Source organism: Holdemania sp. Marseille-P2844 (assembly GCF_900120005.1).
GTDB lineage: Bacteria > Bacillota_I > Bacilli_A > Erysipelotrichales > Erysipelotrichaceae > Holdemania.
In genome coordinates this window covers 169,590-190,400 of sequence record NZ_LT635449.1, presented here as the reverse complement: position 1 = coordinate 190,400, position 20,811 = coordinate 169,590, and the positions used below count along the sequence as shown (strand labels likewise).

Sequence of the window (20,811 nt, the reverse complement as noted above, 5' to 3'; positions counted from 1 at the left end):
CATGCGCAGTCCTCTATTGAAAGACACGTTGCGGGAGATCCGGAAAACCAGGGGCCGGTTTTTCTCGATCTTCGGCATCGTCGCGATCGGCGTCGCATTTTTCGCCGGCGTTCTGGCTTCCGCGCCGGATATGAAATACACGGCCGACCGCTATTTTGACGATTACAATTTAATGGATTACCGCGTCGTTTCCAATTTCGGCATTACCGAAGACGACGTGCGCCAGCTGCGTCAGGTTGCGGGCGTTCAAGGCGTTCAGGCCAGTTATACGCAGGATGTGATCACCCGGATCGGCTCAAAGGAGCTGGTGCTGAAAGTTCACGCGCTGGATTTGGAGCATCTTGATCCGCAGGATCCGGATTATATCAACCAGCTGGTCGTGACAAGCGGGCGGCTGCCGGAAAAAAGCGGCGAATGCGTTATTGAGGATGGCAAGATCGTCGTGTCCGGCATGAAGATCGGCGATACGATCAAGATCGAAAGCGGCACTTCCAATCCGCTGGATGACAGCTTCAGCCGCGATACGTTCACGATTGTCGGAACAGTCAACACGCCGTACTACCTTTCCTACGAAAAGGGCACAAGTACGATCGGCTCCGGCAGCGTCGATACCTATGTGTACGTGCCGAAAAACGATTTCACGATGGAGGTTTATACCGACGTCTATCTGACCGCCCGCGGAGCGAAACCATACAACAGCTACAATCAGGACTATTTCGACTATCTGGAGCCGTTAAGCGAAACGCTGACGACGCTGGGCAGCGAACGAGCAGAGCTGCGCCGGCAGTCGATTGTCGATGAGGCGATGAAGGAATATACGGATGGACAGGCGGAATATGACCAAGCGCTGGCGACGTTTAATTCCGAGATTGAAAAAGCGGAGAAAAAGCTGCAGGAGGGCAAGGACGAGCTGTTAGTCGGTCAGGCGACGCTGACTTCAAGCAAGGCGATGGCCGAAGCGCAGCTGAAACAGGGTGAAGCGCAGATCGAGATGATCCAGAAACAAATTGATACGCTGGTCGCCACCTATGATGAAAAGAAAAAAGAATATGAAACCACTAACGCTCAGGCACTGGAACAGAAAGCGGCGCTGGAAAGTCAGATCGCTGAAAAACAGAAAAATCTGGCGGACAAGCAGACCGAGCTGGCTCCGGCTGAGCAGGAACTAAACGAGCAGACGCAGAAACAACTCGACTTAACTACCCGTCAGGTGGAGCTGGAAACCAAAAAAGCGCTCAATCAGACGGATCCGGAGAAATATCCGGCGCTGAGTGAAGAGGAAGCGGCTGAGCTGGAAAAAATCCCCGGTGAGCTGATTCTGGTCAATGCCCGGATCACGGAACTGCAGGGTGAACTGGCCGTGTTAACCCAGCTGGAAACCGAAATTACGACGGCGCAGGCGCAGCTGGATCTGATCAATCAGGGACTGGAAGTCTCCGAAACAGTGCTCAAGACGATCGACGAACAGATCGTCTCGGCCAATGCCCAGATCGAGCAGCAGCGCCAGACGCTGGTGCAGGCTAAGGCGGAAGCCGATAAGCAGATTGCTGAAGGAGAAGCCAAGCTGAAGCAAGGTCAGAAAGAAGTCGCCCAGGGTGAAATTGATCTGGCGCTTAACAAAGCGGAAGGCGAAGCGAAGCTGGAGGATGCGCGCGAGGAGCTGGTGCTGGCGAAGAATAAGATCGAACAGATCGAACAGGGCAAGTGGTATATCCTCGACCGCCAGTCGCATTACAGCTATATGGATTACAAGGGCGCCGCCGACCGGATGGCCGCGATCGCCAAGGTGTTCCCGGTGTTCTTCTTTTTAGTCGCGGCGTTGGTCTGTCTGACGACGATGACCCGGATGGTCGACGAACAGCGCTCGCAGATCGGGACGATGAAGGCGCTGGGCTATACGACCGGGCAGATCGCGTTCAAGTATGTGTTCTACGCCGCCTTTGCGAGTCTGACCGGAAGTCTGGTCGGGCTGGCTGTCGGGTTGTTTGCTTTCCCGGCGATCATCTATACTGCCTGGCTTATGATGTACGTGCTGCCCCCGGTCAGCTTTACGCCGCAGCTGTCGCTGATGATCGGCTCTACCACGGCGTCGGTACTGGTGACGACGCTGGCGGCGTTTGCGGCCTGTTATAAGGAATTGATCGAAACTCCGGCGCTGCTGATGCGGCCGAAAGCCCCAAAGCTGGGCAAGAAGATCCTGATCGAGCGGATGACGTTTGTATGGAAGCGCTTCTCCTTCACTTCCAAGGTCACCGCGCGCAATCTGTTCCGGTACAAAAAACGCTTCTTCATGACGGTGCTGGGCATTTCCGGATGTACGGCGCTGTTGGTCGCCGGCTTTGGCATCAAGGATTCGATCAGCCGGATTGTCAATTCCCAATTCGGCGAAATCTTCCAATATCAGGGGATCGCATCGCTGCAAAAAGATCTGGATGAGACTGAGAAGCAACAGGTCTTCGATCAGATTTCCAGCCTGGACATGATCGACGATTCGCTGGATGTGTACCAGTCCAACGCTGTCGTCTACCAGGGCAATGACAGCACGGAGGTGACGCTGGTCGTGACCTCCGATCCGGAGCGGTTCCGCGATTTCGTGTCGCTGCATCCCCGCAAACAGCCGCAGGAAGAGCTGCGGCTGAAGGATAGCGGCGTGGTGATCACGGAGAAAATGGCGAACGACATGAATCTGCATATCGGCGACACGATCGAGCTGGAAAATGAGAAGGAACTGCGCCGGAATGTCGAAATTACCGGGATCGCGGAAAACTATCTCAACCATTACGTGTACATGAACGCCAACGCCTATAAAGAAACCTACGATCTGCGTGCCCAAAGCAACGCCGTTTTCCTGAAATTCAACCCCCAGATTGACGACGCGGAGCAGCGCAGCGGTCAGGAACTGTTAAAGAATGAGAAGATCAGCTCGCTGTCGTTTTATACCGGGATCAAGGATAACTTCAACAACATGATCCGCAGTCTGAATTATATCGTGCTGGTGCTGATCATCTCCGCGGGGATGCTGGCGTTTGTCGTATTGTACAATCTGACTAATGTCAACATCAGCGAACGGCTGCGCGAAATTGCGACGCTGAAAGTGCTGGGCTTTTATAACAAGGAAGTCAACACCTATGTTTATAAAGAAAATATCATCCTGACCCTGATCGGTTCTCTGCTCGGGTTGGGGCTGGGCAAGATTCTGCATTTGACGATCATGGTCGTGGTCGAGCTGGACAACATCATGTTCGGCCGCGTCATCCTGCCGCAGAGCTATGTGATTTCCGTCCTCATCACGATGCTGTTCGCAGTGATCGTCAATCAGGTCATGAAGTCCAAGCTGCGCGCGATCCCGATGGTGGAATCGCTGAAATCGGTGGAATGATGAGCGCCTGGGTCTATATTCTGGAATGTGCGGACGGCAGCTATTACACCGGCTGGACCAACGACGTCGAAAAACGCTTCGCGGCGCATTGCGCGGGCCGGGGCGCCAAATATACCCGTTCCCACCCGCCAGTGCGGGTGGCCTATGCGAAAGCGTTTATTGATAAATCCGCCGCGCTGAAACAGGAAGCGGCGATCAAGAAGCTGACGCGGGCGCAAAAAGCGGCGCTGATCGCGGAAGCCGAGTCAGAAAAATAGGCAATGCCGGCTGCCGAGGCTGTGGGGTGAGCCTTGCCAGTTTTGAATGACAGGAAAGAGATTGCGCGCGTTTCCTGTTCTCTTTCTCATGTTAAAAAATTGACAAATAATGTGAAATGTTTATCAAACTGACTGGAAAAGCGGTTGAAAAGGACTATAATGAAGACAGAAAGAGATCTTCTGACAGAAGGTCGCAAAGGAGGAAGTTCGATGAAACAGGTCATGTACGGCATTAAAATCGTGGATGTCAACGATTTCGGCGGTTGGATTGGCTATGAGCCTGTCAAGCAGGAGCTGGCAGACGTCCTGAATCATCATCTGTATCTGTTTTTCCAGAATGAATATCATATCCGTCAGTTTGCGGAAGGGAGAAAGTTTGTCATCAACGTCAACGACGAGGACTTTCAAAAAGTCATCGGCAATGCCAGAATCTTGAAAGCGGTCGTTGAGATCGGCACTCCGTTAAGCATGAACGGCTACGCAGTCAGCGCCCCGGCATACGCCCGCAACGTCGTCAAACCGCTGAGCCGGCTGACGCATTTTATCCCGGAAGAGAAGATTTATACGTTTGCGGATGAGGAATACAAGACGCAGAAGACCGACTTCAATTACATTGCCGATCTGATGCGCCGGACTTCGATCGAACAGGTCAATCAGCTGATCGGCGGCATTTCTTTCGTCAATCAGAATCTGCTTTATCATTACCCGCATTATTTCATTCTAGGCGACGATCAGATTCAGATTCAGGACGATAATTACCAGATCGCTGGCGCATAAGGAAAACCGCGGACTTTCCCTTTGGGGAAGGTCCTTTTTTTACTTGACAGCGGGGAAGATTCAAGCTGGCGATGAAACCTGCTTTTGTTCGGATCCGAAAGATCGCGGGCATATTCGTTGCACGTCTGAGCCTTTCTTAGTACAATGAACTCATCAAGTCAAAAGGAGGACTGTTGAATGAAAATTTTACGATGCAACCACTGCGGAAATATGACCTATGTTCTGCACGATTCATATGTACCGATGATCTGCTGCGGCGAGGAAATGCACGAGCTGATCGCCAACACCACGGAAGCGGCGCTGGAGAAACATCTGCCGGCGGTCACTGTGAACGAAGGCAAGATCGAAGTCGTTGTCGGCAGCGTTGAGCATCCGATGACCGATGCGCATTATATCGAATGGATTCTGCTGGAAACGGACAAAGGCGTACAGATCCGGCATCTGACCCCGTCCGATGCACCGAAGGCTGTCTTTGAGATCGGTGAAGGCAAGCCGCTGGCGGTTTACGAATACTGCAACCTGCACGGTCTGTGGAAGACTGAACTTTAAAAATAACGCAGGAATCGCTCCCCGCAAGGGGGGCTTTTTCTTTGTTTTGGCGTCAGCCATATTTCCCCGGTTGGGAAAACCTCAAAAAATGGCGGTATTTTGTCTTAAACTATTCTATGATTTACGCAGAAACTGTGATAAAATTGTAAAGGTTAACATTTAATGAGGTGAACAAATGGCGAAAGAGGTATTTACATTCGACTTCTGCGGCCGCAATCTGACGATTGAAACCGGAGAAATCGCAAAACAGGCAGGTGGAGCTGTCGTAGTCCGTTACCAAGATACAGTAGTGTTGTCAACCGCTACTGCCAACCATACTCCGAAAGATTCAGACTTCTTCCCGCTGACGGTCAGCTTTGAAGAAAAGCTGTATTCCGTCGGTAAGATTCCAGGCGGCTTTTTACGCCGCGAGGGCCGGCCGAGCGAACATGCGACGCTGACCGCCCGGATGATCGACCGTCCGATCCGTCCGCTGTTTGCGGAAGGCTTCCGCAACGAAGTGCAGGTCGTCAACACGGTGTTGTCCGTCGACCAGGACTGCTCGGCGGAAATGGCCGCGATGTTCGGCGCTTCCTGTGCGCTGTGCATTTCCGATATTCCGTTCAACGGTCCGATTGCCGGGGTCATCGTCGGTCGCGTTGACGGCAAGTTCGTGATCAATCCTTCCGTTGAGGAATCAGAAAGATCCGACATTCATCTGACGGTTGCCGGAACCAAGGACGCGATCAATATGGTCGAGGCCGGGGCGAAGGAAGTCAGCGAAGAAGAGATGATCGACGCGCTGATGTTCGGTCACGATCACATCAAGATGCTGTGCGAATTCCAGGAACAGATCATTGCAAAGTGTGCGAAGCCGAAGATGGAAATCAAGCTGGACGTCGTGCCGGAAGAAATCAAGGCGGAGATCGACGAACTGGCGAAAGCACGTCTGATCGAAGCGGTTTCGATCAAGCTAAAGCTGGAACGCTATGGCAAGATCGACGAGATTACCGACGAGATGGCGGCGCTGTTTGAAGCTCGCGAATACGCAAGCGAAAAACTGAAGGATAAAACAGTCAAGCAGGTCCGCGCTTACTGCACGGAAATCGTGGCGAATGAAGTCCGGCGTTTAATTTCCGAAGAAAAGATCCGTCCGGACGGCCGTGCTGTCGACGAACTGCGTCCGTTGAATTCGCAAGTCGATCTGCTTCCGCGCGTGCATGGCTCGGCGATGTTTACCCGCGGTGAAACGCAGGTGCTCTCGGCTTGTACCTTAGGCGCGCTGGGCGACAACCAGATCATCGACGATCTGACGGAAATTGAAACCAAGCGGTTCATGCATCACTATAACTTCCCGCCGTATTCCGTCGGGGAAACGGGCCGGATGGGCTCTCCGGGACGGCGTGAAATCGGGCATGGCGCCCTAGGTGAAAGAGCGCTGTCGGCGGTCATTCCAAGCGAGGAAGAATTCCCATACACGATCCGGTTAGTCGCGGAAGTGCTGGAATCCAACGGTTCCTCCTCCCAGGCTTCGATCTGCGCCGGCACGATGGCGCTGATGTCCGCGGGCGTTCCGATCAAGGCGCCGGTCGCGGGCGTGGCGATGGGTCTGATCAAGACCAGTGACGAGCATTACACCGTATTGACGGATATTCAGGGCATGGAAGATCACTATGGCGATATGGACTTCAAGGTGGCGGGTACGCCGAAGGGGATTACCGCGCTGCAGATGGACATCAAGATCGACGGCATCAACCGCGCGATTTTGGAGGAAGCGCTGGCGCAGGCCAAAAAAGGCCGCGCTGAAATCATGGCGAACATGATGGCGGCGATCAGCGAACCGCGTCCGGAGGTCAGCCCGTACGCACCGAAGATGTACCGCATGATGATTCCGGTCGATAAGATCCGCGAAGTCATCGGCACCGGCGGCAAGATGATCAATCAGATCATCGCGGACTGCGACAATGTCAAGATTGATATTGAAGACGATGGCTCGGTTGTCATCTATCACAGCGATAAGAATGCGATCATGAAGGCCGCAGATACGATCAACCAGATTATCCGCGAGGCCAAAGTCGGGGAAATTTACGACGGCAAGGTCGTCCGGCTGGAGAAGTTCGGCGCGTTTGTCGAGCTGTTCCCGGGCACCGACGGTCTGCTTCATGTATCGAAGATTGATTACAAGCGGATTGAAAAACCGGAAGACGTGCTGAAACTGGGCGACGTCATCAAGGTCGTCGTCACCGAGATTGACGAGAAAGGCCGCGTCAACGTTTCCCATCGCGACTTGATGGAAAAGCCGGAAGGCTGGGACGAAGAACAGCGGGCGAAACGGGCTGCGCGCGATCGCCGGGATGGCGAAAAACGCGTGTTCCGGAAGCGAGAACAATAAGCTGACAGCGGGTCAAATCTGATCCGCTGTTTTATTCCAAAGGAGGATCCGACAATGAGAATGCGAAAAAAATCCTGGGCAGAACCCTTTTTAAAGGAAAATACTGATTTTGTTATCGAAAAACCGGAAGAACGGGCTGGTCAGTGGCACAAACTGCTGGACTGTTCCCGATTGCGAATTGAGATCGGCAGCGGCAAGGGCGATTATTTTACCAGAATGGCTGCGATGAACCCCGAAGAAGGCTGGATCGGGATTGAGAAAGAACATAACGTCGCCGCGGTGGCCGTAAAAAAAGCGTTGGCCCAGCCGCATGAACACATGGCGTTCATCGCTCAGGATGCCGATCAGATCAGCGCCTGGTTTGCCCCGGGCGAGGTCGACGTCATCCATCTGAACTTTTCCGATCCGTGGCCGAAAAGCGGTTATGCCAAGCGGCGGCTGTCGCACGCCCGGTTTTTAAAGCAATATGAAACCCTGCTGAATGAAAACGGCCAGGTGATCATGAAAACCGACAACCCGAAACTGTTTGAGTTTTCCCTGACAGAATTTTCCAAAGAAAACTGGCGGCTGTGCGAGGTCAGCGTCGATTTCCGCCGTCAGCCCCATCCGGAAGACGCGATTACGGAGTACGAACAAAAATTCATGGACCTGGGCCAGCCGATTTACCGCGCAGTTTGGCAGAAGAAAGCCATTTAAAAAAACAGGGAAACATGATAGAATAAACAAAACGAAGGGAGGACTCTCATGCGCAAAATCACGCTGCTTCTGTTTTGCCTGTGTTTGTGCGGCTGCAGCGCTCAGGGAGGATTGGACAGCCGGCTGCAGGCGGCCTGCATGCAAGCCAGCACGCTGACGATCAACGTCCATGCGGATAACGTGAAAGATCTGTACAGTTATTATGCCGAACCGGGTGTGGGACGCCGAAGCTCGACGGCCTCCTCCAACGTCTTCGTTCTTGATAACCAGGAATTCATTATGAATCTCAACGTTGCCGAAATCGTCAACGTCAAGCTCTATGATCAATCTGAAAGTGTGATCCTGCCCCAGAGCGAGGCGTGGATAAGCGTCAGCGAAGGCGAGTTCACCGATATCCAGGGGCGAACGCAGAAATATATCGCAGGGCTGCTGCCTTCGGCGAACGGTCAGCTGCTGGTCATGGTCAAAACCCCGTATTTTACCTTTACCGGATTAAGCAATGAGACAGGCGCGCCGGCGCTGGCGAAAGAAATGATCAAGATCGCCCGTACAGCTGAAGTCGACGAGGATGCCGTACTCAAAACTTATTCCTCACGGACAAAAATTAATTACGTCAAAGAAAACCTGAATCTGTTTGAAGATGAAATTCCGGAAAACGGCCGGCTGGAGGAAATGATGCCGAACAAACCGGCGCATACCGGCGGCGATATTGATCAGAGCGGCGAAACCTTCGACGACGGCACCAGCGCCGACGATCTGCCGCTGAATGAAAACGACGACGATATTCAAACGCCGTCGGATGGCGAATAGGCAACAATATCCGCAAGGATGAATAGAATGAAAAGGCAGGATGATCCCGTATGATAAAAAAATTAATGTCGTTGATTTTTGAAGAAGAAGTCGTTGACGAGGTTGAGGAAGAACCGGTTCCGGTTCGCCGCAGCAATCCAGCCAAACCCGCGGTCAAGCCTGAGGCCAAGCCGGCGGTTCCGCTTCCGCAGGAAGTCAAGGCAGTATATCTGGATACCAGGAAAGAAAAAGAAAAGGAACCCGCGGTCAAAAAGGAACCTTCCAGCAAGCTGGGAAAAATGACGATTGCGGAAGACAAGCCGGTGAAGAAGAAGCCGGTCCGCGTGGAACCGAAGGAAGATTATGAATTTACGCCGGTGATCTCGCCGATTTTCGGCGTGCTCGGGGAAAAGAGCCAGCCGGCCAAGACGCCGGCGGCGAAGAAGGTCAGCCCGGTTAAAAGCTCGCTGGGAACCGTAATTTCACCGATTTATGGCATGGATAAACCGCAGGAAGATAAGGTCGAAGAGATTGCGGAGCGTCTGGATAAACCCGCGGCCGCCGTCAAAGAAGAACCGCTGATCAACGTGTCGCTGGACGAGCTGCTTCAGAAACCGCAGGAAGCAGAAGCTGATCGTAAGAATGAGGAGGAAGGCTCTGACAAGACGGTTGTTTCGCAGAACCTGAGTTTGTTTGACGACGATCTGAATTCGTAGAAAGGGTGTTGTTATGGTCTTTTTTATCGGCATCAAGGGAACGGGCATGGCGGCGCTGGCCTGCATTCTCAACGATTTGGGCATGGAAGTTTCCGGCTCGGATTTGACGAAGCATTTCTTCACAGAGGATCCGTTGATCGCACGGCGTATTCCGATCCTGCCGTTTGATCCGGCGAATATTCAGGATGGAATGACGGTGATTATCGGCAACGCCTTCAAAGAAGATTTTCCGGAGGTCGCGGCGGCGCGGTCCAATCCGACTGTGACCTGTTATCGGTATCATGAGTATTTAGGCGCCTTGATGAAAGACTATACGAGTCTGTGCGTGGCGGGCAGCCATGGCAAGACGACGACGACCGGGATGCTGGCGGCGATGATGGATGAAATCGCGCCGACCGGACATCTGATCGGCGATGGTTCCGGGGAAATTCATCCGGACAGCCAATATCTGGCGGTTGAAGCCTGTGAGTACCGGCGGCATTTTCTGGCGTATCATCCGGATTACGCGATCATTACCAATGCTGATCTGGATCACGTCGATTATTTTAAAACCGAAGCGGATTACGCCAAAGCCTATGAGGAATTCGCCTGCCAGGTAAAAAAAGGTCTGGTTCTGTTCGGCGATGATCCGAAGGTCAGAGCACTGCGGATTGATCCGGCGGTGACGCATTATTATTACGGCGTTGAAGACGGCAACGATTTTCAGGCGGTCAATATCGTGGAAACCAGCGAGGACATGCATTTTGACGTGCTGTTTCAAGGCCAGCTGCAGGGACATTTCGATCTGCCGTTTGTCGGCCGGCATCTGTTGTGGAACAGCCTGGGCGTGATCGCGCTGGGATTGTTAGAGGGGTATACCGCTGAACAGATCGAGCCGGGCTTGGCATCGTTTAAGGGGACAAAACGCCGCTTCACGATTGAGAAGCATGGCGAGAACGTCTTTGTCGACGACTACGCCCATCATCCGACCGAGGTGTCGATTACGATTGACGCTGCCCGCAAACGTTTTCCGGGCAAGCGGCTGATCGCGATCTTTAAGCCGCACCGCGTCTCCCGCGTTTTTCATTTTGCCGATGATTTCGCAGCGGCCTTGAAAAAGGCGGATGAGGTTTACCTGTGTGATTTTACGAGTATTGATGATAAGGAAGACGGCATTGATATCGACATTACCTATCTTCAGGAACGGATTCCCGGCTCTAAAATCTTAAGCGAAGATGAACAGGGCGCTGCGGAGCTGGCCAAACTGGCACCGGCGGTTTATCTGTTTATGTCCAGCAAGGACATCTACGGCTTAAGCGGGCTGGTTAAACAGAAATTGTAATAAAATTTGATGAACGAACAAATCAGGAACGCATCGCTGCGGCAATGCGTTCCTGATTTTTTTTGGCTCTTTCAAAAATAGTGTTGGTGAGAGAAAAACCGAAACAAGAAAGACGCAGATGAGTTCCAGAAATGGGGCTCATTTTTAATTGAGAAAATGGCAGGGAACTAAGGTGTTAGAAATAAGTAAAATGCGGGTCTTAAATTGAATGAAAGAACGATAACCGAAAGCCAGACGCTTGATGACCTTAATCAGATTATTCGTACCTTCAATCATGCCATTGGAAAATGAGTAAGTCAAGGCGTTGATCACTGCCTCTTTCCGTTCCACTAAGGACTGAATGGCGGTATTCATGGGCTTGGAGATCAAAGGATCAGGATTCAGACAAGCTTGGAGGAAGGCGTCAGGATCTTTCCGGTTGAGCGCGGTAAGGAGACTCTGATAGAGCTCATAAGTCGCCTTGAGCTCGGGATCCAGTTCAACTAAGAAGTGGACAATGTCAATTTCGCGCATCAGAGATGGAAAGCAAACCCATTTTTTGAAGTCCTGATCATTCAGGTCATCTTCAAATTTAAGAAGGAGTTTCCAATAGCGTTTGAGCTTATTGTAATGAGGCTTACTCTGATTCATGAAATTGACGCGGGTCTTATTGAGAGCGCGGCTGAGCAGCTGAACGATGTGGAAGCGGTCAAGAATGATCTTGGCGTGAGGGAAACAGTGGTGAACGACAGAGAAGTAAGGGGAATACATATCCATACAAACGGTTTTAACGGCTTCGCGGGCTTTCCTGGAATAGCTCATGAAATAGCGGATGAGAGCGGGCATTCTGCGATCAGGAAGGATATTGAGGATCTGACCGGATTCTGCGTTAAGAAAGAGAAAAGACATTGAAGCATCAACCCCTTTGACAGAGCGAAACTCGTCAAAACAGAGATGAGGGGGAAGAAAATTCCGCTGGACTTTAAAATCCTGATAGAGCTGTTGAAGAAGGGAATTCACCGTGGCATGAGAAACAGAGTGACGGAAAGCGATATCTTTTTCAGAAGTCTTCATCTTGGCGTCGAGGGCAATGGAGAGACGAGTGTTATTGGAAATGAAACAATGAGGGAGAACGATGGAAGTCGAAGCCGTAAAAGTATGGCCGCAATGTTTACAAAGGAAGCGTTGTTTTTTGAGGCGGAGATAAGCGGGGCGGCGGGAAACGGAAGGCAGGGTGATGAGGGAGGATTTCGTACCATGTTTGATGATAGCCGAGCCGGGGTTGGAGGACCCGCAGAGAGGACAGGAAGAGGGAGGGGCATAAGAAAGCGAGCCGGAAAAGACAAGGGAGTCAACACCACGAATCGACTGAGAAGAGACACAATCCTCAGAGAAATGAAGATGAGGGTCTTTTAAATTGAGAACAGATACGATAGAATGAGTAATGGACATAGTGAGATTTCCTTTCTGTAATTTGTGGTGATTTTATTGTAACGGAAATTCTTACCTATGTCTCTTTTTTTATGCTCAAGAAAAAAAGGCTTTGGTTTCCACCAACACCAAAATTTATAGAACCTTTTTTTTGTGCTAACTTTGTTCGGTGTGAAGGAAACGTAAAAAGAGAAGGAGAATAGCCGATTTTGAAAATAGGGAAAGAAACAGAGATGTTTTTCTACAAGCCCGTTCTGACTTTCCTGTTTTTTGACATTTGTTCGTTTTTGGCTAAAATCAGGACAGATTTTTTTGTCTGTCGGAATTTTATACAGGCTCTTGGCGGTGTCTATGGCGGCAGAGGTCAGGAAGAAGTAAGCTGAAGACGGTTAGAAAAAAACAAACAGGAGGAAGATAGAGAATGTATTACAGCAATGGTAACTACGAAGCATTTGCACATCCGCGCAAGCCGGAAGGGGTTGACAACAAGTCCGCATATCTGGTCGGCTCGGGACTGGCGGCCTTGTCCGCGGCATGTTTCCTGGTCCGCGATGGCCAGATGAAGGGCGAGCACATCCATATTCTGGAGGAAGGCAAGCTGCCCGGCGGCGCCTGCGATGGGATCAAGGATCCGCAGAAGGGCTTCATCATCCGCGGCGGCCGGGAAATGGAAAATCACTTTGAATGTCTGTGGGATCTGTTCCGTTCCATTCCGTCCTTAGAAACCGAAGGCGTTTCCGTACTGGACGAATACTACTGGCTCAACAAGGACGACCCGAACTATTCGCTGATGCGTGCGACGATCAACCGCGGCGAAGATGCGCATACTGACGGCAAATTCGGTCTGAGCGACAAAGCGGCGATGGAGATCATGAAGCTGTTCTTCACGAAGGACGAGGATCTCTATGACAAAAAGATTACCGACGTCTTCGACGACGAATTCTTCTCCAGTAATTTCTGGCTGTACTGGCGCACGATGTTCGCGTTTGAGGACTGGCATTCAGCCCTGGAAATGAAGCTGTATATCCAGCGCTTCATCCATCACGTCGGCGGCCTGCCGGATTTCTCCGCGCTGAAATTTACGAAGTACAATCAGTACGAATCCCTGATCCTGCCGATGGTAAAATATCTGGAAGAGCATCATGTGCAGTTTGACTATGAGACGCGCGTGACCAATGTGGAATTTGAGATCACCGGGGAAAAGAAGGTGGCCCGCCGAATCGTCTGCGTCAGGGAAGGCCGGGAAATCACGATCCCGCTGACGGAAAACGATCTTGTCTTCGTGACCAACGGCAGCTGCACGGAAAATTCCAGTCTGGGCGACAATGACCACGCACCGCAGTTCAACACTGAAAACGGCGGCTGCTGGCAGCTGTGGCGCAACATCGCGGCGCAGGATCCGGCGTTTGGACATCCGGATAAATTCTGCACGCAGACCGATAAGACCTATTGGGAATCTGCGACCGTCACCACGCTGGACGACCGCATCCCGCCGTATATCCAGAAGATCTGCAAGCGTGATCCGTTCAGCGGCAAGGTCGTCACCGGCGGTATCATCACCGTCAAGGATTCCAACTGGCTGATGAGCTACACGCTGAACCGCCAGCCGCATTTCAAGGATCAGCCGAAGGACCAGCTGGTCGTCTGGGTTTACGGCCTGTTCGGCGATGTTCCGGGCAACTACGTGAAGAAGCCGATGCGCGAGTGCACCGGTACGGAAATCACGGAGGAATGGCTGTATCATCTGGGCGTGCCAGAGGATCAGATTCATGACATGGCGGTTAATTCCGCCCGCTGCATCCCATGCATGATGCCGTATATCACCGCCTTCTTCATGCCGCGCACAGCAGGCGATCGCCCGAAGGTTGTCCCGGAGGGCTGCGTGAACTTTGCATTCATCGGACAGTTTGCCGATACCGTCCGCGATACGGTGTTCACCACGGAATACTCTGTCCGCACCGGCATGGAAGCGGTCTATACGCTCTTAAATGTTGATCGCGGCGTGCCGGAGGTCTTCAACTCGGTGTACGATGTCCGCGTTCTGATGGATTCGACCTATAAGATGCTGGATGGCCGCAAGCTGGAAGACATCAAGGTGCCGTGGCTGGTTCACTGGCTTGAAAAGAAAGGTCTGAAAAAAATCCAGGGCACGGTGATCGAAGAACTGCTGGAAGAATATCATCTGATTTAAATCAATCCGAAACAGCATACAAGATCCTGATTCCAGCGAGTCGGGATCTTTATTATATTGGCTGTTGAGCATGCTTTGACGAAGTTCAAAAAGGGAACGAAACAGGGTAGAAAACAAATCCGTGCAAAAGTTTCGCCGAATCTTCACATTCCGGATATCTGTCGAAACGTGAGAAAAGCCCGTCATTTCCATCTTTTATCAGCTTCAATACAATTTTCTGAACAATCGCAAGGTTAAGCGCTATCAAATTTATTGAAAATCTTTTCATAATTGAGTATAATACACTTGAGGTGATTTTGATGGACGAACTATTGGCGGCCATGTATAAAGTTTCAGTACAGCTGGTCCCGATTCTGGGGGTCGCTGTACTTTGTTTTCTTATTTATTTATTGCGCCATTGCGTCACATTTATTAAGGAATTAACGGTCATGGTTCAGAAGGCGGGTTCCGCGATGGAGGGGGTAGATAAAAGCATTGACAAGCTTCAGGCGCCCTTGGACACAGTGGTCCGGCTATCTTCAACGATTGACCAGGTTCAGGAAAGTGCTGTGGGAGCTGTCAAAAATATGGCTGGTTTTATGGCCGGGAATCTCGACAGCGCCAGGGAGGCGGCCGCCGCGCGCTCAGCGAAGAAGAAACCGGCGCCGCAGCCGGAACCCGCGGCAGTAGTCCCGACGGAAAGCGACGAACCTAAAACTCAGAGTGAAGGAGGAACAGAACATGAGTGACGAAAACAAACGAGTGGACGAAGAAGTGGAAAAAACGGTAGAGGATCTGAAAAAACAGATCGAAGAAATCAACCGTGAGGCGGAAGACGCCGGCAGTCAGCAGTCGTCGGAAGTCAAGGAAAAGATCCAGGCAGCGGCGAAGAAAGCCATCGAAATTCTGAATCAGGGTATCGATCAGCTGAAATTGTTAACGGCTCAGGTTCAGGACAGCGACACCTACCGCAAAACGATGAGCCAGGTCAAAGCCACGACCGATAAGGCCGTAGCGGAATCTCAGCGGCTGTTTAACGACATCAAGACGGATCCGAAGCTGAACAAAGCCGTTGAGGATATCAAAAAATCAGTCAGCGACGTCAGTGAAAAGGTATCCTGCTGCGTTAAGAGCGGACTGGACGAGCTGAAAAACAATGAAGATCTGATGGAAAAAGTCGATCAGATCAAAGACGGCACAGCCGCTCTGGTTGAAAAAGGACAGCGTGCTGTGAAGGACTTTACAAGCAAGCCGGAAGTGCAGCAGAATATTGAAAAAGCCAAGGATGTGACGATCGACGTCGCGGAAAAGACGGTCGACGCGCTGAAAAACTGGTTAAGACCGCAGCCGGCCGCGGAAGCTGAACCGGAAGCCAAACCGGAAAACGAAGAAGAAAAGGAGAACAGTGCAGAGCATGAAGAGAGTAACAATCTATGATGTAGCTAACGAAGCCGGCGTTTCCCTGGCCACGGTATCCCGCGTCATCAACGGGAGCAACGTCGTTAAGGGCGGAACCAAGCAAAAGGTCGAGGAAGCGATTGAAAAACTGGGCTACAAGCCGAACGCGATTGCGCAGGGGCTGGCTCTGCAGAAGACGACGACGATCGCGCTGGTGATTCCGGAGGCCAGCTTCACGTATACCGGCCAGATCATCAACGGACTGTTGGACGTCGCGAAAATCTATAAATACAACATCATGCTTCACACGACGACCGAAGGCATCAACGAGATCAACGATATCATTGAAAATATCATTAAGTCCCGGGTCGACGGCGTCGTCATTTATAACGACAAGCTGATGCGCGAAGAACTGAATACGCTGACCAAATACAACGTACCGATCGTGATTATCGGCAACAAGGTGTCCGACGCCAAGATCAGCTCGGTCTACGTCGACATTGAGAACGCCGTTTATGAGCTGGTCATGAAGTATTTGGAAGGCGGCAAGCGTGACATCGCAATTATTCAGGACCGCAAAAACGGCTATTCCATTGATCAGATGATCAACGGCGCGAAGAAAGCGTATGCAACCAAAGGTCTGGAATTCAACGGCTATCTGGAGATTCCGGGTCAGTACCGCACGTCGTATGACTTCATGAAGGATTATCTGCAGGATCACAAGCATGACCTGATTATCGCCAACCGGGATTCGCAGGCGATCGCAGTCGTCAACGCGGCCAAGGAAAACGGCATCGACATTCCGAAGGAAATGGAAATTGTCTGCGTCATCGACACGAAATACAATTCGATGATGCGGCCGCAGATTTCCAGCTTTGCGATTCCGTCCTATGATCTGGGCGCGGTTTCGATGCGCGTCATGACGAAGATGCTGCAGGAAAATACCGACGATATCGACAAAGAAATTGAATTGAGCTATCTGTTTACACCGCGGCAGTCGACTTTGTGATTGACATCTTCACCGGTCTGCGGCTATAATAGCTCTAACAGGCTGGGAAGAGAAAGAGTAGCCTTGGAATGCTGGAAGAGAGCCTTTGGGTGGTGCGAAAAGGCAGCAGGAAAAGGGGAATACACCTCGGAGCCTCCTATGGCAAAGATAGGACGCGGACTTCGGCGTTATGAAGAAGAGCATATCCTGAGAAACCAAGGGATATGAATTAAGGTGGTACCGCGCAAAGACGTCCTTATGGGGGCGTCTTTTTATTTTGAAGGAGGAAAAATCAAATGGGTATCTATGAAGAACTGGAATGGCGGGGATTGATCAAAGATGTCAGCTCGCCGGAGTTGCGGGAGAAATTGAACGCCGGAGGCATGACGTTTTATATTGGGACAGATCCGACCGGGGATAGTCTGCACATCGGGCATTTCTCATCGTTTCTCATCAGCAAGCGTTTAAAAGACGCCGGACACAATCCAATCTTGTTGGTCGGCGGCGGCACCGGGCTGATCGGCGATCCGAAGCCGGATGCGGAACGGCCGATGGTCACAAAAGAAGAAGTCAATCACAACTATGAATGCCTGAAAAAGCAGGCGGAGAAAGTCTTCGGCTTTGAGGTCGTCAACAATTACGACTGGTACAAGGACATCAACTTCATTGACTTTCTGCGGGATTATGGGAAATACTTCAATATCAATTACATGCTGAACAAGGATATCGTACGCCGCCGTCTGGACGCCGGCATCACCTATACCGAGTTCTCTTACATGTTGATGCAGGCGATGGATTTCTGGTGGCTGCATGAAAATAAGGGCTGCACGCTGCAGGTGGCCGGTCAGGACCAGTGGGGCAACATCACGGCCGGGATTGAGCTGATCCGCAAGAAGACGGGACAGGAAGCTTATGGCTTTACGATGCCGCTGTTGACCAAGTCGGACGGCACGAAGTTCGGCAAGACCAACGGTCATGCGATCTGGCTGGATATCAACAAGACGTCGGCTTATGAAATGTACCAGTTCTTCATCAACTCCGAGGACAGCAAGGTCATTGATTACCTGAAGTTTTTAACTTTCTTAAGCCGGGAGGAAATCGAAGCACTGGAAGAAAAGAACCGGACGGAACCGCATTTACGCGAAGCGCATAAGACGCTGGCGAAGGAAGTCATCACGTTCATCCATGGCGAAGAAGCGTACAACACTGCGATTAAAATCGCGCAGACGCTGTTTGGCGGCAATCTCAGGGATCTGACGGTCGAGGAACTGAAGCAGGGGATTTCCGACATGCCGCGCTTTACGATTGAGGACAAGCAGCCGTTACTGGACGTGCTGGTGGCGAGCGGCATCGCGAAAAGCAAGCGCGAAGGCCGCGAGTGGATCGTGGGCGGTTCCATTCAGGTCAACGGTGAAAAGGTGACGGATCCGATGACGCCGGTCTGCCGCAGCGAGGCATTTAATCAGGAATTTACGATTCTGCGCAAAGGCAAGAAGAACTATTTTGTCTGCGACTTCCAATAATCGCAATCCCGCGCCAAAAAGAGAAGATTGTCATTAAGAACAAGATGGGAAAGGGCGAGCGATCATCGGGCTGAAAAAGCGTTGAAAGATCAGGAAGGGTTTGTTTCCCTCGGCAAGGACCGAAGGGACAGGAACCCTTCTTTTTTTTTGTCATAGAATGGGATACAAGAGGAGGTGCATCCATGAAAGCGGTCGTGTTTGTGAATGACCAGCGAATGGAAATTATCATTCAGCGTTTACGGTCGGCCGGGATTCAGGTCCAGGAAGGCCGGTGTGAAAAAGACATGGAACAGATCGAACGGATGGCGAACAGAATGGATCTGGTCATCCTGCCGATTCAGGGCGTCAGCGACGACGGATTTATCGAACTCAAAAAACGAGGGTATTGCATGAAGGATTTCTTTGCGTCGCTGCGCAAGGAAACGTTGATTTTTACGGGAGTGATCACGCCGTACATTAAGAAGCTGCCGCAGACGGTGATCTCACTTTTAGCACGGGAGGAGGTCGTTGCGGCCAACGCGGCGTTAACGGCGGAGGGAATTTTGGCGATGGTGATCCAGAATACGCCGCGCTCGCTGGCGGAATATCGTTACGATGTGATCGGCTTCGGGCACTGCGGCCGGGCGATTGCCGGACTGTTTCATCAGCTGGGGCTAAAAGTCAGGATTGTTTCCGCGCATGCGCATCCTGAATCCTCGCTGCTGCCGTACGCCTTTATCCCTTTGCAGGAATGGCAGTTTCAGCAGCCGTGGCCGGTCGTGATCAACACCGCGCCCATCGAGGTGATCAGCGAGGCGATGGTGGCCGGCTGGCAGACACAGCCGTTGATCATTGATATCGCTTCGCGGGCGGTCGGCGTCAGCGAACGCGTGTATAAGCGCAAGGATACGCACGTCATCGCCGCGCCGCCGCTGCCGGGGATCGTGGCGTGGCAGAGCGCTGGTGAAATCCTGGCCGACGTGATTTTGAAAGAGGTGAAACGATGAAGCTTCTATGGGGAATGTGCGGATCCTTCTGCAATCATGCCGCAGTCATCGAACAGCTGACGGACATGGTTGAACGCTGGCCTGTTACGATGATTTTAAGCGAGAATACCGCGCGTCTGGATACCCGTTTCGGCACGGCCGCCGCGCGGGTAAAACAGCTGGAGAGTCTGACGGGCAAGCCGGTGATGACGACGCTGCAGGAAGCCGAGCGCACCGGTCCGATCGACCATTTTGACGCGATGGTCATCGCGCCGATAACGGCCACCGAGCTGAACAAGCTGGCGCTGGGAATTTACGATACGCCCGTCACCCTGGCGGCCAAAGCGTTACTGCGCAATCAGAAACCGCTGGTGCTGGGCATTGCGTCCAATGATTTTCTCGGTCTTTCGGGGGTTAACCTGCTGCGACTGAAACAGCTGCGGCATCTGTTTTTCGTGCCGTTTGGACAGGATGACTACGTGCATAAACCGAACAGTCTGGTCAGCGACTGGCGCTTGATCGAAGCCACGCTGCAGGCCGCGCTGGAAGACCGCCAGATTCAGCCGCTGTTATTGGAAGGGAAGGGATCACAATGAAGCTGGGCCATTGCATGACGGCGCTGATCACGCCGATGACGGAATCCGGGGAGGTTGATTTAACCGCGTTAAGCAACCTCGTCGAAAAGCTGATCGCGGAGGGCTGCGACGGGTTTGTCGTATGCGGAACGACGGCGGAGGCCAGCGCCTTAACCCGGGAAGAAAAACAACAGGTGCTGCGCTGCGTGCTGAAGCAGAGTGATCGGCGGGTTTGCGTCTGGATGGGATGCGGGACCAACAACACTGCAGAGACGCTGGATCTCATCCGCTGGGTCAATACGGAACCGGTCGACGGGATCATGCTTGTGTGTCCGTATTATGTCCGGCCGTCCCAGCAGGGGTTATACGCCCATTTCGCGGCGTGCGCCCGCGTCAGTGAGAAACCGCTCATGCTTTACAATGTACCCAAGCGCTCCGGCGTGGCGTTAAGCGCGGAAACCGTGATCCGTCTGGCTCAGGATTATCCCCAGATCCGGGCTTTGAAGCAGGCGTGCCACGACATGGAGATGGTCAGGGCAATCTTGATGGCCAATGATCAGGTGCAGATTCTCAGCGGGGAAGACGGCTACTTTCTGGAAGGCTTGCGCGAGGGGATCAGCGGGATCGTTTCGGTCGCCGGTCATTGCGTCATGGGGATGATCGTCAAGATCTGGGAAGATTACCAATACGGCGTGGAGAACACCGAACTGGATCAGTGCCTGAAGCAGGTCAGCAATCAGATCTTCAAAGTTTCCTCGCCTTCAGATATCAAAGCGATGCTCGCGCTGCAGGGCTGGTGCACAGACGTAGTGCGGCTGCCGTTAGTGCCGCTGGATCCGTCGGAAAAACAGGCGCTGCATGATTTTATGCAGCAGCACGCCCTGCTTTAGACAAATTTCGCCCAGGGCCTGCGGGTATGCTGAAGCA

Annotated in this window: 18 protein-coding genes and 1 other annotated feature; of the genes, 17 read left to right on the top strand and 1 reads right to left on the bottom strand. The window is 52.1% G+C overall.

Annotated features, from left to right (window positions below; all coding sequences use genetic code 11):
* Position 1: 1 nt before the first annotated feature.
* The 9 genes from BQ7364_RS03600 to murC all read left to right on the top strand — a co-directional run bounded on the left by BQ7364_RS03600 (position 2) and on the right by murC (position 10,855).
* Positions 2–3,379: an FtsX-like permease family protein gene (locus BQ7364_RS03600; RefSeq protein ID WP_072683452.1), complete on the top strand. Its 3,378-nt coding sequence runs from the start codon at positions 2–4 to the stop codon at positions 3,377–3,379.
* Positions 3,379–3,636 (top strand): GIY-YIG nuclease family protein, encoded by a 258-nt coding sequence (locus BQ7364_RS03595; RefSeq protein WP_229100783.1) that lies wholly within the window; start codon positions 3,379–3,381, stop codon positions 3,634–3,636. Before BQ7364_RS03600 ends, BQ7364_RS03595 begins: the two co-directional genes overlap by 1 nt.
* Positions 3,637–3,846: 210 nt before the next feature.
* Positions 3,847–4,413: a hypothetical protein gene (locus BQ7364_RS03590; protein WP_072683450.1), complete on the top strand. Its 567-nt coding sequence runs from the start codon at positions 3,847–3,849 to the stop codon at positions 4,411–4,413.
* Between the two features lie 177 nt (positions 4,414–4,590).
* A complete protein-coding gene (locus BQ7364_RS03585; RefSeq protein WP_072683449.1) occupies positions 4,591–4,962 on the top strand; it encodes a desulfoferrodoxin family protein in 372 nt (123 codons plus the stop codon).
* 175 nt (positions 4,963–5,137) lie between these two features.
* Positions 5,138–7,333, top strand: coding sequence for a polyribonucleotide nucleotidyltransferase (gene pnp / locus BQ7364_RS03580; RefSeq protein ID WP_072683448.1), 2,196 nt, complete (start codon positions 5,138–5,140; stop codon positions 7,331–7,333).
* Positions 7,334–7,387: 54 nt separating this feature from the next.
* Complete coding sequence (gene trmB, locus BQ7364_RS03575; RefSeq protein WP_072683447.1) at positions 7,388–8,029, top strand: tRNA (guanosine(46)-N7)-methyltransferase TrmB; 642 nt, start codon at positions 7,388–7,390, stop codon at positions 8,027–8,029.
* A gap of 48 nt (positions 8,030–8,077) precedes the next feature.
* Complete coding sequence (locus BQ7364_RS03570) at positions 8,078–8,839, top strand: hypothetical protein (RefSeq protein WP_072683446.1); 762 nt, start codon at positions 8,078–8,080, stop codon at positions 8,837–8,839.
* A gap of 50 nt (positions 8,840–8,889) precedes the next feature.
* The gene (locus tag BQ7364_RS03565) at positions 8,890–9,534 is read left to right on the top strand and encodes a hypothetical protein (RefSeq protein ID WP_072683445.1); all 645 of its coding nucleotides are present in this window, start codon (positions 8,890–8,892) and stop codon (positions 9,532–9,534) included.
* Positions 9,535–9,547: 13 nt separating this feature from the next.
* Positions 9,548–10,855, top strand: a complete 1,308-nt coding sequence (gene murC, locus BQ7364_RS03560) for a UDP-N-acetylmuramate--L-alanine ligase (RefSeq protein WP_072683444.1) — start codon at positions 9,548–9,550, stop codon at positions 10,853–10,855.
* Positions 10,856–10,999: 144 nt separating this feature from the next.
* On the opposite strand, the gene BQ7364_RS03555 is transcribed toward murC, so the two are convergent.
* The gene (locus BQ7364_RS03555) at positions 11,000–12,286 is read right to left on the bottom strand and encodes an ISL3 family transposase (protein ID WP_072683443.1); all 1,287 of its coding nucleotides are present in this window, start codon (positions 12,284–12,286) and stop codon (positions 11,000–11,002) included.
* Positions 12,287–12,686: 400 nt separating this feature from the next.
* On the opposite strand from BQ7364_RS03555, the gene BQ7364_RS03550 reads away from it, so the two are divergent.
* From BQ7364_RS03550 to dapA, 8 genes are all read left to right on the top strand, one after another.
* On the top strand, positions 12,687–14,456 hold the full coding sequence (locus BQ7364_RS03550) for an oleate hydratase (protein ID WP_072683442.1): 1,770 nt from the start codon (positions 12,687–12,689) through the stop codon (positions 14,454–14,456).
* Positions 14,457–14,755: 299 nt separating this feature from the next.
* On the top strand, positions 14,756–15,184 hold the full coding sequence (locus tag BQ7364_RS03545) for a hypothetical protein (RefSeq protein ID WP_072683441.1): 429 nt from the start codon (positions 14,756–14,758) through the stop codon (positions 15,182–15,184).
* Positions 15,177–15,872: a hypothetical protein gene (locus BQ7364_RS03540; RefSeq protein WP_072683440.1), complete on the top strand. Its 696-nt coding sequence runs from the start codon at positions 15,177–15,179 to the stop codon at positions 15,870–15,872. The genes BQ7364_RS03545 and BQ7364_RS03540 overlap by 8 nt, the downstream gene beginning before the upstream one ends.
* The gene (locus tag BQ7364_RS03535; protein ID WP_006060268.1) at positions 15,850–16,842 is read left to right on the top strand and encodes a LacI family DNA-binding transcriptional regulator; all 993 of its coding nucleotides are present in this window, start codon (positions 15,850–15,852) and stop codon (positions 16,840–16,842) included. The genes BQ7364_RS03540 and BQ7364_RS03535 overlap by 23 nt, the downstream gene beginning before the upstream one ends.
* Positions 16,843–16,877: 35 nt before the next feature.
* Positions 16,878–17,082 (top strand) — a binding site (T-box leader).
* 35 nt (positions 17,083–17,117) lie between these two features.
* Complete coding sequence (gene tyrS, locus BQ7364_RS03530) at positions 17,118–18,344, top strand: tyrosine--tRNA ligase (protein ID WP_072683439.1); 1,227 nt, start codon at positions 17,118–17,120, stop codon at positions 18,342–18,344.
* Between the two features lie 182 nt (positions 18,345–18,526).
* On the top strand, positions 18,527–19,330 hold the full coding sequence (locus BQ7364_RS03525; protein ID WP_072683438.1) for a dipicolinate synthase subunit DpsA: 804 nt from the start codon (positions 18,527–18,529) through the stop codon (positions 19,328–19,330).
* The gene (locus BQ7364_RS03520) at positions 19,327–19,905 is read left to right on the top strand and encodes a dipicolinate synthase subunit B (RefSeq protein ID WP_072683437.1); all 579 of its coding nucleotides are present in this window, start codon (positions 19,327–19,329) and stop codon (positions 19,903–19,905) included. The genes BQ7364_RS03525 and BQ7364_RS03520 overlap by 4 nt, the downstream gene beginning before the upstream one ends.
* On the top strand, positions 19,902–20,774 hold the full coding sequence (dapA, locus tag BQ7364_RS03515) for a 4-hydroxy-tetrahydrodipicolinate synthase (protein WP_072683436.1): 873 nt from the start codon (positions 19,902–19,904) through the stop codon (positions 20,772–20,774). Before BQ7364_RS03520 ends, dapA begins: the two co-directional genes overlap by 4 nt.
* Positions 20,775–20,811 lie beyond the last annotated feature (37 nt).